Annotated in this window: 16 protein-coding genes; 11 read left to right on the top strand and 5 right to left on the bottom strand. The window is 73.0% G+C overall.

The window, feature by feature from the left end; all coding sequences use genetic code 11:
- Positions 1-3 precede the first annotated feature (3 nt).
- Positions 4-639, bottom strand: coding sequence for a TIGR03085 family metal-binding protein (locus ACFY2L_RS01570; RefSeq protein WP_390655881.1), 636 nt, complete (start codon positions 637-639; stop codon positions 4-6).
- An 83-nt stretch (positions 640-722) separates the two neighbouring features.
- On the opposite strand from ACFY2L_RS01570, the gene hisI reads away from it, so the two are divergent.
- The 11 genes from hisI to lgt all read left to right on the top strand — a co-directional run bounded on the left by hisI (position 723) and on the right by lgt (position 9,611).
- Positions 723-1,118, top strand: coding sequence for a phosphoribosyl-AMP cyclohydrolase (hisI, locus tag ACFY2L_RS01565; RefSeq protein ID WP_390655882.1), 396 nt, complete (start codon positions 723-725; stop codon positions 1,116-1,118).
- An 11-nt stretch (positions 1,119-1,129) separates the two neighbouring features.
- Complete coding sequence (locus ACFY2L_RS01560; protein ID WP_390655883.1) at positions 1,130-2,608, top strand: anthranilate synthase component I; 1,479 nt, start codon at positions 1,130-1,132, stop codon at positions 2,606-2,608.
- A gap of 71 nt (positions 2,609-2,679) precedes the next feature.
- On the top strand, positions 2,680-3,327 hold the full coding sequence (locus tag ACFY2L_RS01555; protein WP_390655884.1) for a TIGR02234 family membrane protein: 648 nt from the start codon (positions 2,680-2,682) through the stop codon (positions 3,325-3,327).
- 143 nt (positions 3,328-3,470) lie between these two features.
- The gene (locus ACFY2L_RS01550; RefSeq protein ID WP_390655885.1) at positions 3,471-3,728 is read left to right on the top strand and encodes an HGxxPAAW family protein; all 258 of its coding nucleotides are present in this window, start codon (positions 3,471-3,473) and stop codon (positions 3,726-3,728) included.
- A 79-nt stretch (positions 3,729-3,807) separates the two neighbouring features.
- Entirely contained in the window at positions 3,808-4,242 is a 435-nt protein-coding gene (locus ACFY2L_RS01545; RefSeq protein WP_390821237.1) for a DUF2752 domain-containing protein, read from the top strand.
- A 156-nt stretch (positions 4,243-4,398) separates the two neighbouring features.
- Positions 4,399-5,208 (top strand): indole-3-glycerol phosphate synthase TrpC, encoded by an 810-nt coding sequence (trpC, locus tag ACFY2L_RS01540; RefSeq protein ID WP_390655887.1) that lies wholly within the window; start codon positions 4,399-4,401, stop codon positions 5,206-5,208.
- 21 nt (positions 5,209-5,229) lie between these two features.
- Positions 5,230-5,403, top strand: coding sequence for a tryptophan biosynthesis modulator TrpM (gene trpM / locus ACFY2L_RS01535; protein ID WP_390655888.1), 174 nt, complete (start codon positions 5,230-5,232; stop codon positions 5,401-5,403).
- A 106-nt stretch (positions 5,404-5,509) separates the two neighbouring features.
- A complete protein-coding gene (gene trpB, locus ACFY2L_RS01530; RefSeq protein ID WP_390655889.1) occupies positions 5,510-6,793 on the top strand; it encodes a tryptophan synthase subunit beta in 1,284 nt (427 codons plus the stop codon).
- Positions 6,790-7,608, top strand: coding sequence for a tryptophan synthase subunit alpha (trpA, locus tag ACFY2L_RS01525; protein ID WP_390655890.1), 819 nt, complete (start codon positions 6,790-6,792; stop codon positions 7,606-7,608). Before trpB ends, trpA begins: the two co-directional genes overlap by 4 nt.
- A 79-nt stretch (positions 7,609-7,687) precedes the next feature.
- Positions 7,688-8,464: a DsbA family protein gene (locus tag ACFY2L_RS01520; RefSeq protein ID WP_390821236.1), complete on the top strand. Its 777-nt coding sequence runs from the start codon at positions 7,688-7,690 to the stop codon at positions 8,462-8,464.
- 82 nt (positions 8,465-8,546) lie between these two features.
- Entirely contained in the window at positions 8,547-9,611 is a 1,065-nt protein-coding gene (gene lgt, locus ACFY2L_RS01515; RefSeq protein WP_390821235.1) for a prolipoprotein diacylglyceryl transferase, read from the top strand.
- Between the two features lie 75 nt (positions 9,612-9,686).
- Here lgt and ACFY2L_RS01510 read toward each other — a convergent pair whose 3' ends face one another.
- The 4 genes from ACFY2L_RS01510 to ACFY2L_RS01495 form a co-directional block, all read right to left on the bottom strand.
- Positions 9,687-10,520 (bottom strand): HpcH/HpaI aldolase/citrate lyase family protein, encoded by an 834-nt coding sequence (locus ACFY2L_RS01510; RefSeq protein WP_390821234.1) that lies wholly within the window; start codon positions 10,518-10,520, stop codon positions 9,687-9,689.
- The gene (locus ACFY2L_RS01505) at positions 10,517-11,734 is read right to left on the bottom strand and encodes a CaiB/BaiF CoA transferase family protein (RefSeq protein WP_390821233.1); all 1,218 of its coding nucleotides are present in this window, start codon (positions 11,732-11,734) and stop codon (positions 10,517-10,519) included. The genes ACFY2L_RS01510 and ACFY2L_RS01505 overlap by 4 nt, the downstream gene beginning before the upstream one ends.
- Positions 11,735-11,828: 94 nt before the next feature.
- Positions 11,829-13,241 carry an ADP-ribosylglycohydrolase family protein gene (locus tag ACFY2L_RS01500; RefSeq protein WP_390821232.1) on the bottom strand — a complete coding sequence of 471 codons (1,413 nt, stop codon included), beginning with the start codon at positions 13,239-13,241 and terminating at the stop codon, positions 11,829-11,831.
- The gene (locus ACFY2L_RS01495; RefSeq protein ID WP_390655896.1) at positions 13,229-14,395 is read right to left on the bottom strand and encodes an ADP-ribosylglycohydrolase family protein; all 1,167 of its coding nucleotides are present in this window, start codon (positions 14,393-14,395) and stop codon (positions 13,229-13,231) included. The genes ACFY2L_RS01500 and ACFY2L_RS01495 overlap by 13 nt, the downstream gene beginning before the upstream one ends.

Here is a 14,395-nt window from a genome sequence, read left to right as displayed (position 1 = left end):
GGATCAGATTCCGAGCTGCTTGCCGCTGTGCAGCCGCTCGATCGCTTCCTTGTCGCCGTCCAGCTCCACCTTGGCGGCGCTCTGACGCCCGTACAGGAACAGCAGCAGTTCCGACGGCTCTCCGGTGACCGTCACGACCGGGGTGCCGCGCTGGGCGACCACCGTACGGCCGTCCGCGCGGCGCAGCACCAGGCCGGTCGGGGAACCGCGGCCCATCAGGCGCGCGGTGCGCTCCAGACGGGACCACAGCGCGTCCTGGAAGACGGAGTCGAGCTCCCGGGGCGTCCAGTCGGGCTGGGCCCGCCGGACGTCCTCGGTGTGCACATAGAACTCGATCGTGTTGGACGCCTCGTCGAGCTGCTTCAGCTGGAAGGGAGAGAACCTCGGCGGGCCGGTGCGGATCAGCGTGATCAGCTCGTCGTACGGCTTCGCGGCGAACTCCGCCATCACCCTGTCCAGGCGGGGGGCCAGTTGCTTGATGAGGATGCCGCCGGCGGCGTCCGGGCGGCGCTCGCGCACCACCACGTGCGCGGCCAGGTCCTGTGTCTCCCAGCCCTCGCAGAGGGTCGGGGCGCCCGGACCGGCGGTCTCCAAGAGGTCGGCGAAAAGGAGTCGTTCACGCTTGGCGAAGGTCGACATGCAGTCAGCCTACGACTACGTAACAGGTCCGCCCAGTGGACGGCGGGCCGTCACCGTCCGTCGCGCGCGGCACAATGGCACCCATGACCAGCACGCCCTCGCCCAGCCGCCTGGACCCCGAGATCGCCGCGCGCCTCAAGCGCAGCGCCGACGGGCTCGTCCCCGCCATCGCCCAGCAGTACGACACCGGAGAGGTGCTCATGCTCGGCTGGATGGACGACGAGGCGCTGCACCGCACGCTCACCACCGGCCGCTGCACCTACTGGTCGCGCAGCCGCCGGGAGTACTGGGTCAAGGGGGACACCTCCGGTCACTTCCAGTGGGTCAGGTCCGTCGCCCTCGACTGCGACGCCGACACCCTGCTGGTCAAGGTCGACCAGGTCGGCGCCGCCTGCCACACCGGCGCCCGCACCTGCTTCGACGCCGACGTCCTGCTCAAGGACGGCGCCGATTCCGGCGCCGCCGCCTCGGATCAGTAAGGTCAGCCGCCATGGACCTCGAGACGTTCCGCAAGCTGGCCACCGACCGGCGGGTCATCCCGGTCACCCGCAAGCTCCTCGCCGACGGCGACACCCCGGTCGGGCTCTACCGCAAGCTCGCCGCCGAGCGCCCCGGCACCTTCCTCCTGGAGTCCGCGGAGAACGGCCGGTCCTGGTCCCGCTACTCGTTCGTGGGCGTACGCTCCGCGGCCACCCTCACCGCGCGCGACGGCCAGGCGCACTGGCTCGGCGTCCCGCCCGTCGGCGTCCCCGTCGACGGCGACCCGCTGGCCGCCCTGCGCGCCACCATCGAGGCCCTGCACACCCCCCACCAGGAGGACCTGCCGCCGTTCACCGGCGGCATGGTCGGCTACCTCGGCTACGACATCGTGCGCCGCCTGGAGAAGATCGGCCCCGGCGAGCGCGACGACCTGCGGCTGCCCGAGCTGACCATGCTCCTCACCAGCGACCTCGCCGTCATGGACCACTGGGAGGGCTCCGTCCTGCTGATCGCCAACGCGATCAACCACAACGACCTCGACACCGGCGTCGACGACGCGTACGCGGACGCGGTGGCCCGGCTGGACGCCATGGAGGCCGACCTCTCCCGCCCGGTCGCCCAGCCCCCGGCGGTCCTGCCGCCCTCCGAGCTGCCCGAGTACACCGCCCGGTGGGGCGGCCCCGACTTCCAGGAGGCGGTCGAGGACATCAAGGAGCGCATCCGCGCGGGCGAGGCCTTCCAGGTCGTCCCCTCGCAGCGCTTCGAGACGCCGTGCACGGCGAGCGCGCTGGACGTCTACCGGGTCCTGCGGGCGACGAACCCCTCCCCGTACATGTACCTGTTCCGCTTCGACGGATTCGACGTCGTGGGCTCGTCCCCCGAGGCCCTGGTGAAGGTCGAGGACGGACGGGCCATGGTCCACCCCATCGCCGGCACCCGGCACCGCGGCGCCACCCCGCAGGAGGACCAGGCCCTCGCCGACGAACTGCTCGCCGACCCCAAGGAGCGTGCCGAGCACCTCATGCTCGTCGACCTGGGCCGCAACGACCTCGGGCGGGTGTGCGAACCCGGCTCGGTCGAGGTCGTCGACTTCATGTCCGTCGAGCGGTACTCGCACGTCATGCACATCGTCTCGACGGTCACCGGCAAGGTCGCCCGGGGCCGCACCGCCTTCGACGTGCTCACCGCCTGCTTCCCCGCGGGCACCCTCTCCGGCGCCCCCAAGCCCCGCGCCATGCAGATCATCGACGAGCTGGAGCCGTCCCGGCGCGGCCTGTACGGCGGCTGTGTGGGCTACCTGGACTTCGCGGGCGACTCCGACACCGCCATCGCCATCCGCACCGCCCTGCTGCGCGACGGCACCGCCTACGTCCAGGCCGGCGCGGGCATCGTCGCCGACTCCGACCCGGTCGCCGAGGACCAGGAGTGCCGCAACAAGGCGGCGGCGGTGCTCCGCGCGGTCCACACCGCGAACCGGCTGCGCGGGTAGCCCGTTCCCCGCGGCAGTGGGGCGCGAATCACTGAGCCCCGGGTGACGGTTCGCCCGGGGTTCAGGCGATAGTGGACTCCGTGACTGCCGTACCTCACCCCCGTTCCGCATCCGCCGCCTCCGCCCGGGCCGGCCGCCTGAGCCTCGCGCTCGCCCTGCTGTCCGGCGCGCTGGGCGCGGCCGTGGCCCTGCTGGCCACCCGGCAGCGCTGGTCGCAGGGCACGGCGACGGTGGCCGGCGGCGCCTTCCCCCTCACCGCCAAGGGCAGCGACGTCACGGGCGTGCCCGCGGCGCTCGCCATAGTGGGCCTCGCCGCGCTCGTCGCCGTCTTCGCCGTCCGCAGGGCCGGCCGCCTCGCGGTCTCCGCCCTCCTCGCGCTCTCCGGCGCCGGCATCGTCGTCGCGGCCCTGATGGGCGCCTCCGACGACTCCGCGCTCGACGAGCAGGCCGCGAAGGCCTCCGGCGACACCTCCGCCACCGTCGCCTCCTTCACCCACACCGCCTGGCCCTACGTCGCGGCCGTCGGTGGTGTCCTGATCCTCCTGGCGGGTCTGCTGGCCCTGCGCTACGGCCGCCGGTGGCCCGCGATGTCCGGCCGCTACGAGCGCGGCGGCGCCCCCCGCCGGCGCAACGCCAGGCCCGTCGACCCCGACCGGCCCGAGGAGATCTGGAAGGCCCTGGACCGCGGCGAGGACCCCACGGGCGCCGACCCGGCCTGACCGGGATCCGCGTCCGGTTCCCGGTGTGGCGAATCAGACGTCGCAGGAAGCCACCCCAGCGTCCCGGACGCGTCCGCGTACGGGACAATGGACCGCGAGCCTCCGGCTCGGACGGACCCACAGACAGTAATGAGGAGCAAGTCATGGCGGGCAGCAGCCACGGACACACCCCGGCCGCCTGGACCGGTGTCACCATCGCCTTCATCGGTTTCTGCGTCGCGGGCGCGTTCATGGTGATGGCCCAGCCGGTCGGCTTCTGGGCCGGCATGGTGATCGTGGCCCTCGGCGGTGTGGTCGGCGCCCTCATGCGCGCCGCGGGCCTGGGCCAGCCGAAGGAGGCCCGCCCCGCGCACAAGGTCGCGCCGAAGGCGACGGCCGAGCCCGCGAGCGTCGAGGGCTGAGCCTGCCGGACCTCGCGTGAGGGGCGGCCGGGAGCACCCGGCCGCCCCTCACGCGCGTGTACGGCCCGCGCCGGGCAGAATGCGAGGCGTGAACGCCGACAGCCGGACGACGACGCCGACAGCCGTGGGACGACTGGCCGTGCCCGCCGGGATCCTCGCCGCCGTCGCCGGAGCCTTCGCCTACGTCGGGGCCGTCGACCCCAACGAGCCCGGCCACTACCCGGTCTGCCCCCTGCTGCGCCTCACGGGCCTGTACTGCCCCGGCTGCGGTGGCCTGCGCAGCGCGCACGCCTTCGTCCACGGCGACCTCACGACCGCCCTGCACGACAACGCGCTGGCCGTCGTCGCCTATCTGGCCTTCGCCGTCGTGTGGACCGTCTGGGTGGTCCGCGCGGCCCGCGGACGCTCCCTGCGGATCGGCCTCGGCCCCCTGCGGATGTGGTCCCTGGGCGCGTTGGTGCTGGTCTTCACCGTTGTCCGGAACCTGCCCTCCGGTGGCTGGCTGCACCCTTGATCAACAGTCGAATGTCCAGGTAGTGGGACCGCCCTCAACCGGATGTGAGGCCTTCGGCCTCCTCCGGATACCATCGCAGTGACCATCGCTTTTCCACCGGTCGTGGTCGCTGGAACTGTCAGTCGTCTCTCAGCCATCCGGAAGGGGGCCGCTCGCGTGAGTGTGCTCGACGAGATCATCGACGGAGTCCGTGCCGACCTCGCGGAGCGGCAGGCGCGCGTCAGCCTCGACGAGCTCAAGGAGCGCGCGGCGAAGGCTCCCGCCGCCAAGGACGGGGTCGCCGCACTCCGGGGCGACGGTGTCAAGGTGATCTGCGAGGTCAAGCGCTCCAGCCCGTCCAAGGGCGCGCTGGCCGCCATCGCCGACCCCGCGGGCCTGGCCGCCGACTACGAGGCGGGCGGCGCCGCCGTCATCTCCGTCCTCACCGAACAGCGGCGCTTCGGCGGCTCGCTCGCCGACCTCGAGGCGGTCCGCGCGCGCGTGGACATCCCCGTGCTGCGCAAGGACTTCATCGTCACGTCGTACCAGCTGTGGGAGGCCCGCGCGTACGGCGCCGACCTCGCGCTGCTGATCGTGGCCGCCCTCGACCAGCCGGCCCTGGAGTCGCTGATCGAGCGCGCCGTCTCCATCGGCCTCACCCCGCTCGTCGAGGTGCACGACGAGGAGGAGGTCGAGCGGGCGGTGGACGCGGGTGCCAAGATCATCGGTGTCAACGCGCGCAACCTGAAGACGCTGGAGGTCGACCGCTCCACCTTCGAGCGGGTCGCCCCCGAGATCCCGGACCGCATCGTCAAGGTCGCCGAGTCCGGCGTCCGCGGCCCCCACGACCTCATCGCCTACGCCAACGCCGGCGCCGACGCGGTCCTGGTCGGCGAGTCCCTGGTGACCGGCCGCGACCCCAAGACGGCGGTGGCCGACCTCGTCGCGGCGGGCGAGCACCCCGCACTGCGGCACGGCCGGGGCTGATCTTTCGCTAGGCTGGCCCCGATGACTCCGACGACCCCCGCCACCACCACGGACCGGTACGCCCGCCTCGCGCGCGGCTGCCGCCCCCGTGGCTGCCGCGCGCCCGCCCGCAGGGTGCACGGGCGCAGGGTCAGGTACGTCATCGGAGACGAACCGGGACAGGTGAACGGCCGTCGATGGCAGCGCGCCCTTTAGGGGCGCGGGGAACTGCGCGACACGAGCCACGGACGGTCCTTCACCGTCGGACGAGCCCCGCCCCCACGGCGATCAGGTAATTCCCAACTCACCGTGAGGTTTCCGCATGCCCAGCGAGTTCTTCATCCCCGACCCGGAGGGTCGGGTCCCCTCCGCCGAGGGCTACTTCGGCGCGTTCGGAGGCAAGTTCATCCCCGAGGCCCTGGTGGCCGCCGTGGACGAGGTCGCCGTCGAGTACGACAAGGCCAAGCACGACCCCGAGTTCGCCCGGGAGCTCGACGACCTGCTCGTCCACTACACCGGCCGCCCCAGCTCCCTCACCGAGGTGCCGCGGTTCGCCGAACACGCCGGTGGCGCCCGTGTGTTCCTCAAGCGCGAGGATCTCAACCACACCGGCTCCCACAAGATCAACAACGTGCTCGGCCAGGCGCTGCTCACCAAGCGCATGGGCAAGACCCGCGTGATCGCGGAGACCGGCGCCGGCCAGCACGGCGTGGCGACGGCCACCGCCTGCGCCCTGTTCGGGCTCGAATGCACGATCTACATGGGCGAGATCGACACCCGGCGCCAGGCCCTGAACGTGGCCCGGATGCGCATGCTGGGCGCCGAGGTCGTCGCGGTGAAGTCCGGCAGCCGCACCCTGAAGGACGCCATCAACGAGGCGTTCCGCGACTGGGTCGCCAACGTCGACCACACCCACTACCTCTTCGGCACGGTCGCGGGACCGCACCCCTTCCCGGCCATGGTCCGCGACTTCCACCGGGTCATCGGCGTCGAGGCCCGCCGCCAGCTCCTGGAGCGCACCGGGCGCCTGCCGGACGCCGCCGTCGCCTGCGTCGGCGGCGGCTCCAACGCCATCGGCCTCTTCCACGCCTTCATCCCGGACGCCTCCGTCCGTCTGATCGGCTGCGAGCCGGCCGGACACGGCGTGGAGACCGGGGAGCACGCGGCCACCCTCACCGCCGGCGAGCCCGGCATCCTGCACGGCTCGCGGTCCTACGTCCTCCAGGACGACGAGGGCCAGATCACCGAGCCGTACTCCATCTCGGCGGGCCTGGACTACCCGGGCATCGGCCCCGAGCACTCCTACCTCAAGGACAGCGGCCGCGCTGAGTACCGCGCGGTCACCGACGACGCGGCCATGCAGGCGCTGCGGCTGCTGTCGCGCACCGAGGGCATCATCCCGGCCATCGAGTCGGCGCACGCCCTCGCCGGTGCCCTGGAGGTCGGCAGGGAGCTGGGCGAGGACGGGCTGATCGTCGTCAACCTGTCCGGCCGCGGCGACAAGGACATGGACACGGCCGCCCGCTACTTCGGGCTGTACGACACCGACGCCGAGGTCGCCGCCAACGCGGCCGACACCGCCGAGATCGAGGGGGACGCCAAGTGAGCGGGAACATTCAGCTGCTGTCCGACACCCTCGCCGCCGCCAGGGCCGAGGGCCGCTCCGCGCTCATCGCCTACCTCCCGGCCGGGTTCCCGACCGTGGACGGCGGCATCGAGGCGATCAGGGCCGTCTTCGACGGCGGCGCGGACGTCGTCGAGGTCGGTCTGCCGCACAGCGACCCCGTGCTCGACGGGCCGGTCATCCAGACCGCCGACGACATCGCCCTGCGCGGCGGGGTGCGGATCGCGGACGTCATGCGCACGGTCCGCGAGGCGTTCGAGGCCACCGGGAAGCCGGTGCTCGTGATGACCTACTGGAACCCCGTCGACCGCTACGGCGTCGAGCGGTTCACCGCCGAACTGGCCGCGGCCGGCGGCGCGGGCTGCATCCTGCCCGACCTGCCGGTGCAGGAGTCGCAGCTGTGGAGGGAGCACGCCGAGAAGCACGGCCTGGCGACGGTCTTCGTCGTGGCGCCCAGCAGCAAGGACGAGCGGCTCGCGCAGATCACCGCGGCGGGCAGCGGGTTCGTCTACGCCGCCTCGCTGATGGGGGTCACCGGCACCCGTGAGTCGGTCGGCACGCAGGCCCAGAACCTGGTCGAACGGACCCGGGCCACCGGCACCGGACTGCCGGTCTGCGTCGGCCTCGGGGTCTCCGACGCCGGGCAGGCCGCCGAGGTGGCCGGCTTCGCCGACGGTGTGATCGTCGGCTCCGCGTTCGTCAAGCGGATGCTGGACGCCCCGGACCACGCGGCCGGCGTCGAGGCGGTCCGGAAACTGGCGGGCGAGCTGGCGGCGGGCGTGCGCCGCACGGCGTGACACCACCCGCTGTCTCACTCGAAGGGGTGGACCTGGGACCGGGGAGGCGCATTGCGCCTCCCCGGTTCGTTCTGGGGGTGTGAGCGAGAAGAATCGTGAGGGAAAGCGCACCGCCCGGGAGCGACTGGCGGTGGAGCGCGAGAAGCAGAAGGCCGCCGAGCGGCGGCGGCGCACACTGATCGTCGGCGCGAGCGTCGTCTGCGTGCTGGGCCTGGCCGCGGTGATCGGCGTCCTCGCCGCGAACTCCGGCAAGGACGAGGACAGCGCCAAGTCCGGCCCGGTCGTGGCGCCTTCGGGGGCCCAGGGCAAGGACGCCCTGGCGATCCCGGCGGGCAAGGAGAGCGCCAGGTCCACGCTCACCGTGTGGGAGGACTTCCGCTGCCCGGCCTGCAAGGCCTTCGAGACGGCGTACAGACCGACGATCCATGAGCTGACGGACGCCGGCCGGCTCAAGGTCGAGTACCACCTGGCCACCCTCATCGACGGCAACATGGGCGGCAGCGGCTCCCGCAAGGCGGCCAACGCGGCGGCCTGCGCCCAGGACGCCGGAAAGTTCACCGCGTACCACGACGTGCTGTACGAGAACCAGCCGACCGAGACGGACGACGCGTACAGCAAGAACAGCAAGCTCATCGAGCTGGCGGGCAAGGTCGAGGGCCTCGACACGCCGGCGTTCCGCGCCTGTGTCGAGAAGGGCACGCACGACAGCTGGGTGGCGAAGTCCCACGAGGCCTTCCAGAACGGCGGCTTCAGCGGCACGCCCACCGTGCTGTTCAACGGCAAGAACATCTACCAGGACCAGACGATGACCCCGGCGAAGCTCAAGCAGATGGTGGAGGACGCCAACCAGGGGTGAGGGTTTCTCACCGGCCCGTTATGGAGCCGTAGCCGGGCTGCCTGCCGTGGGCCCGCCGCGGCAGGGTAGCGTCGGACCTGCCATGGAACTTGCCTACATTCCCAGCCCGTCGCGCGGAGTGCTGTACCTCGGCCCCGTCCCGCTGCGCGGCTACGCGTTCTGCATCATCATCGGCGTCTTCGTCGCGGTCTGGCTCGGCAACAAGCGCTGGCTCGCCCGGGGCGGGCGCGCCGGCACGGTGGCCGACATCGCGGTCTGGGCGGTGCCGTTCGGACTGGTCGGCGGCCGGCTGTACCACGTGATCACGGACTACGAGCTGTACTTCACCGAGGGCCGCGACTGGGTGGACGCCTTCAAGGTCTGGGAGGGCGGCCTCGGGATCTGGGGCGCGATCTCCCTCGGCGCGGTCGGCGCGTGGATCGGCTGCCGCCGCCGCGGCATCCCGCTGCCGGCGTACGCCGACGCCATCGCGCCGGGCATCGCCCTCGCGCAGGCGATCGGCCGCTGGGGCAACTGGTTCAACCAGGAGCTGTACGGGAAGCCGACCGACGTGCCCTGGGCCCTGCACATCACGTCCTCGGCGGACGGCCGGGTGCCGGGCTACTACCACCCGACGTTCCTGTACGAATCGCTGTGGTGCGTCGGCGTCGCCCTCCTCGTCATCTGGGCGGACCGCCGCTTCAAGCTGGGTCACGGCCGGGCGTTCGCGCTGTATGTCGCCGCGTACTGCGCGGGGCGCGGGTGGATCGAGTACATGCGCATCGACGACGCCCACCACATCCTGGGCATCCGGCTCAACGTCTGGACCGCGATCGTCGTGGGTCTGCTCGCGGTGACGTACATCGTGGTGTCGGCGAAGAAGCGGCCGGGCCGGGAGGAGATCGTCGAGCCCGGAGCGGACGCCTCCGGCGGTGGGAGCGAGGCCGACGGCGCGGGCGAGCCGGACGACGAGTCCAAGACCGAGTCCAAGACCGAGTCCAAGACCGAGTCCAGGGCAGAGAACGAGGACGAGCCCAAGGCCGAGGCGAAGGACGAGGCCACGGCGGCGGGTGAGCCCTCGGACACCGAGGCGGCCGAGGACGAGGCCAAGGACAAGGACAAGGACACGGTGAAGGACGAGGCCGAGTCGGCGGGCAAGAAGAGCTGACGGCCGGTTCTACGACGACGAGGGCGCCCGGGTCTGCCGGGCGCCCTCGTCGCATGCGGGCGAGTGAAGGAGAAGTCAGCTTCTGCGGGCAGCCAGTGACAGGGTCCGCCGGGCTGCCGCCACCACCGCCGCGTCGATGAAGCGGCCGTCCGGGAGGGCCTGGGCGCCCTGTTCCGCCACCGCGGCCTTGACGATCGTCTCGGCCTCGTCCAGCTCCTGCTCGGTCGGCAGGTAGGCGCGTTCGATGATGGGGAGCTGGCGGGGGTGGACGGCGGCGCGGCCCAGGAAGCCGAGGGCGCGGCCGTGGGCGCAGGAGGCCGCCAGGCCGTTCAGGTCCCGGGTGTCGGGGTGGACGGACTGCGAGGGCGGGGCGAGGCCCGCGGCCCGGGCGGCGACGATCACCCGGGAGCGCGACCAGTCGAGGCCCGTGTCGTCACGGATGCCGAGGTCGGCGCGGAGGTCCGCCTCGCCGAGGGCGATGCCCCGCAGCGCGGGGTGCGCGGCGGCGATCGCGAAGGCGTGCTCGATGCCGAGGGCGCTCTCCAGGAGGGCGTACAGCGGCGGTGCCCCGCCGTCGGCCGGAACGGTGGCCTCGGCGATGCGGACGATCTGCCGCGGTGAGGTGACCTTCGGCAGCCGCAGACCGCGTACCCCGGGCAGGGCGGCCACCGCCTGGAGGTCGGCGGAGGCCAGCGGACCGTCGAGGGCGTTCACCCGGACGTGCACCGGAACCGGCTGCGGTTCGGAGAGACGCTCGGCGGTGGCCTTGCGGGCGTACGCCTTGCGGTCCGGGGCGACGGCGTCCTCCAGGTCGATGACGACGACGTCGGCGCCCGAGGCGAGGGCCTTGCTGACGGTGTGGGGGCGGTCGCCCGGGGCGTACAGCCAGGTGAGGGGGAACGGGGTCACAGGGCGCCCTCCGCGCGGAGGGCGGTCAGTTCGGCCGCTGTCAGGCCCAGTTCCGTCAGGACCTCGTCCGTGTCGGCGCCGTGCGGGCGGCCGGTCCAGCGGATCGCGCCGGGGGTGGCGGAGAGGCGGAAGAGGACGTTCTGCATGCGGATGCGGCCCAGCTCGGGGTCGTCGACGGCGGTGACCGTGCCGAGGGCCTGGTACTGGGGGTCGGCCATCACGTCCCGTACGTCCTGGATCGGGGCGACGGCGGCCTCCGCCTTCTCGAAGGCGGCGAGGACATCGGTGCGGGTGCGGGCCGCGATCCAGGTGCCGACCGCCGTGTCGAGGACGTCGGCGTGGGCGGCGCGGCCGGCGCCCGTCGCGAACCACGGCTCCTCGATCAGGTCGGGGCGTCCGACCAGCCACATCACCCGTTCCGCGATCGACTGGGCCGAGGTGGAGACGGCGACCCAGGTGCCGTCGGCCGTGCGGTAGGTGTTGCGCGGGGCGTTGTTGGCGGAGCGGTTGCCGGTGCGCTCCTGGACGTATCCCAGCTGGTCGTACCAGAGCGGCTGGGGGCCGAGCACCGCCAGCATCGGCTCGATGATCGCCATGTCGACGACCTGGCCCTCGCCGGTGCGCTCGCGGGCGGCGAGAGCGGTCATGACGGCGTAGGCCGTGGCCAGGGCGGTGATCGAGTCGGCGAGGCCGAACGGCGGGAGCGTAGGGGGCGCGCCCGGCTCACCGGTGATCGCCGCGAAGCCGCTCATCGCCTCGGCGAGGGTGCCGAAGCCGGGGCGGTGGGCGTACGGGCCGAACTGGCCGAACGCGGTGACCCGGGTGAGGACCAGGCGGGGGTTGGCGGCGGAGAGCTCCTCCCACCCCAGATCCCACTTCTCCAGGGTGCCCGGACGGAAGTTCTCGATGATCACGTCGGCGGTGGCGGCGAGCCGCAGGAGGGTGGCGCGGCCGCCGGGGGTGGACAGGTTCAGGGTGATCGCGCGCTTGTTGCGGCCGAGGAGCTTCCACCACAGGCCGATGCCGTCCTTGGCCGGGCCGTGGCCCCGGGAGGGGTCCGGCTTCGTGGGGTGCTCGACCTTGACGACCTCCGCGCCGAAGTCCCCGAGCAGGGTGGCGGCGAGCGGGCCGGCGAAGAGGGTGGCGAGGTCCAGGACGCGCAGGCCGTGCAGCGGCGCCGACTCGGTCGCGGCGGTGACGGTCTTCTCGGTCATGAGGCGTACCCCACCGCACCGGACCCGTGGGGCACCGGCCGGCCGGCGGAGGCGATGAGGTCCGGGGTCGTGCTGTCTGGCACCACGGTGTCGGTCATGGGCGGAACGCCTCCCGGGGCGTGAGGGACCAGGTGAGGTGGGCGAGGGCGTCGAAGCCGGTGCCGTCGAAGCCGGCGACGGAGGTGGCGAGGCGGTTCTTGAGCGGGGCCGTCCAGCGGTCGGGCAGGGCGGCGGGGTCGCCTGCGAGGAGCGCCGCGATGCCGCCGGCCGTCGCGCCGTTGGAGTCGGTGTCCCAACCGCCTGACACGGCACGGCAGATGGAGCCGCTGAAGTCGCCGTCCGCATGGGTGAGGGCGGCGGCGATCAGGGCGGTGTTGGGGACCGCGTGGACCCAGTGGGCGGTCTTGTGGGCGGCGTGGAGTTCGTCCACCACCGTGTCGAAGTCCCGGTGTGCCTCGGCCAGCCGGACGGCGTGTGTGATCGCTTCGGCGAGGCGGGAGCGGGGTGGCACCACCGTGAGGCCGGCGCGGAGGCAGGTGTGGACGTCGTACGTGCCGGCCGCGGCCGTGGCGACGGTGGCGGCCGTGAACATCGCCGCGTAGACGCCGTTGGCGGTGTGGGTGAGGGTGGCGTCCCGGTGGGCCTGCTCCGCCGCGGCGGCCGGGTCACCGGGGTTGGTCCAGCCGTGGACGTCGGCGCGGATGAGGGCGCCGATCCATTCACGGAAAGGGTTGCGGTGGCGGGCGGTGTGCGGGGGTTCGATGCCGGAGAGGAGGTTGCGGTAGGCGATGCGCTCGGCCGTGAAGGTGCGGCCCGCCGGGAGTTCGTCGAGCCAGAGCCGTGCCACGTCGGTGGTGGTGAAGCCGCGGCCGTGGCGTTGCATCAGGAGCAGGTTGAGGAGGGGGTAGTTGAGGTCGTCGTCCTCCGGCATGCCGTCGATGTTCTCGGCGAGGGAGGTAGGCGCCGAACGGCGGTTCCAGGGGTGTGCCGCGAGGAGTTCCCGGGGGACGCCCCGGGCGGTGAAGTACGTGTGGAGGGGCCAGTTGCCGGTGGACCTGGCGAGGCTGCGGATGGCGTCGAGGGAAAGTTTCTCCACCGGTTTGCCCAGCAGGCAGCCCGCCGCCCTGCCGAGCCAGGCCGCTTCCAGGGCGGCCGGGCCGGGGGCCGGGCGGGGGCGGGTTCCGCCCACCCGCGGCTGCGGGGTGCCGTCCGCGCCGCCCCGGCCGAACGACTGCCCGCGGCTGCGGCGGATGGCGGCCAGGTCGGTCGGCTCGTCGTCCGCCCGTCTGCTCGGCAGGTCCGCCAGTTCGTCCAGCAAGTCCTCCGCCAGCTGGCGCAGATAGCGGGAGGCGCGGTCGGACGACGCTCCTGCCCGGGCGGGGGACGGCGGGCCGCCCGCCGCTCGCCAGCGGGCCGCGATGGCCCAGGGCTCCCGGCCGTCCTCGGTCGCCTGGCGGAGTTCGTGGCCGAGGAGGTCCTCCGGCTGGACCCAGGTCAGGCGCAGCATCCCGGGCCTCCGAGGGTGGTGAAGGCCGCCTCGTGGGCGCGGCGTCCGCGGACGTCCTTCGCGAAGATCTCCCGGGTGACCTCGGTGAGGACGCGGGCCGGTTCCCGCAGGTCCAGCCGGCTGGCCTCCTCGACCTGCTTCGACCAGTCGTCGGGGACCGGAGAGCCCAGGGCGCCGGCCAGCGCGCCCGCCATCGTCGCGATCGAGTCGCAGTCCCGGCCGTAGTTCACCGCGCCGAGGACCGCGTGCCGGTAGTCGCCCCTCGCCACCAGCAACATGCCCAGGGCGACCGGGAGTTCCTCGATCGCGTGCAGACGGGACGGGCGGCGGGCGGCGAGGGAGGGCCGCCGGTAGTCGGGGCCCACCGTGTCGTACGGGGCCACCGCCTGTCGCAGGGGGACCAGCGCCGACTCGAAGTCCCGGTGGCGGGACGCCTCTTCGCAGACCTTCTCGATCGCCGTGCGGGTGCCGTCCTTGGCCAGGGCGAGACAGGCCGAGACGACCGACTCCGCCGTGGCACCCGGTGCGCAGGCCGCCGCGACCGCCGCCGCGAAGACGCCCGCCGCCTCCCGGCCGTACGAGGACTGGTGCGCACCGGCGATGTCCAGGGCCTCGGCGTACGCTCCCGCCGGATGGGCCGCGTTGACCAGGCCGACCGGGGCCATGTACATCGCCGCACCGCAGTTGACGATGTTGCCGACGCCTGCCTCCCGGGGGTCGGCGTGGCCGTAGTGCAGTTTCGTCACCAGCCACTTCTCCGCCAGGAAGAGGCGGTGGAGGGGGAGGGCCTCGGCTTCCAGTTCCGGGATCCAGCGGGGGGTGGTCATCAGGTCAGGGACCAGGTGGTCCGTGATCGCGTAGGCGTCCAGGTGGTCGCGGACGCGGGCGTAGACCCTGATCAGCGCATGCGTCATCAAGGTGTCGTCGGTGACGTGGCCGTCGCCCTTGTGGTACGGGGCGATCGGGCGGGCGGTGCGCCAGGCGTCGCCGTTCCAGGGGCCGACGACGCCGTGGACGCGGCCGCCGTGGCGTTCGAGGATCTGGTCGGGGGAGTAGCCCTCGACGGGGCCGCCGAGGGCGTCGCCGACCGCCGCGCCCACCAGGGCGCCGGTGATCCGGTCTTCGAGACCGCTTTCTGGTTCTTCGGGCGTCAT

Origin of the sequence: Streptomyces sp. NPDC001381 (assembly GCF_042895685.1) — a bacterium.
In the GTDB taxonomy this organism is placed as follows: domain Bacteria; phylum Actinomycetota; class Actinomycetes; order Streptomycetales; family Streptomycetaceae; genus Streptomyces.
Note: the sequence above shows the minus strand (reverse complement) of the source record. Positions and strands in the feature narration are given on the sequence as shown.

Coding starts and splice junctions, on each gene's coding strand:
- ACFY2L_RS01570 (WP_390655881.1), bottom strand. CDS start 639: ATGTCGACCTTCGCCAAGCGTGAACGACTCCTTTTCGCCGACCTCTTG.
- hisI (WP_390655882.1), top strand. CDS start 723: ATGACCAGCACGCCCTCGCCCAGCCGCCTGGACCCCGAGATCGCCGCG.
- ACFY2L_RS01560 (WP_390655883.1), top strand. CDS start 1,130: ATGGACCTCGAGACGTTCCGCAAGCTGGCCACCGACCGGCGGGTCATC.
- ACFY2L_RS01550 (WP_390655885.1), top strand. CDS start 3,471: ATGGCGGGCAGCAGCCACGGACACACCCCGGCCGCCTGGACCGGTGTC.
- ACFY2L_RS01545 (WP_390821237.1), top strand. CDS start 3,808: ATGCGAGGCGTGAACGCCGACAGCCGGACGACGACGCCGACAGCCGTG.
- trpM (WP_390655888.1), top strand. CDS start 5,230: ATGACTCCGACGACCCCCGCCACCACCACGGACCGGTACGCCCGCCTC.
- trpB (WP_390655889.1), top strand. CDS start 5,510: ATGCCCAGCGAGTTCTTCATCCCCGACCCGGAGGGTCGGGTCCCCTCC.
- lgt (WP_390821235.1), top strand. CDS start 8,547: ATGGAACTTGCCTACATTCCCAGCCCGTCGCGCGGAGTGCTGTACCTC.
- ACFY2L_RS01505 (WP_390821233.1), bottom strand. CDS start 11,734: ATGACCGAGAAGACCGTCACCGCCGCGACCGAGTCGGCGCCGCTGCAC.
- ACFY2L_RS01500 (WP_390821232.1), bottom strand. CDS start 13,241: ATGCTGCGCCTGACCTGGGTCCAGCCGGAGGACCTCCTCGGCCACGAA.
- ACFY2L_RS01495 (WP_390655896.1), bottom strand. CDS start 14,395: ATGACGCCCGAAGAACCAGAAAGCGGTCTCGAAGACCGGATCACCGGC.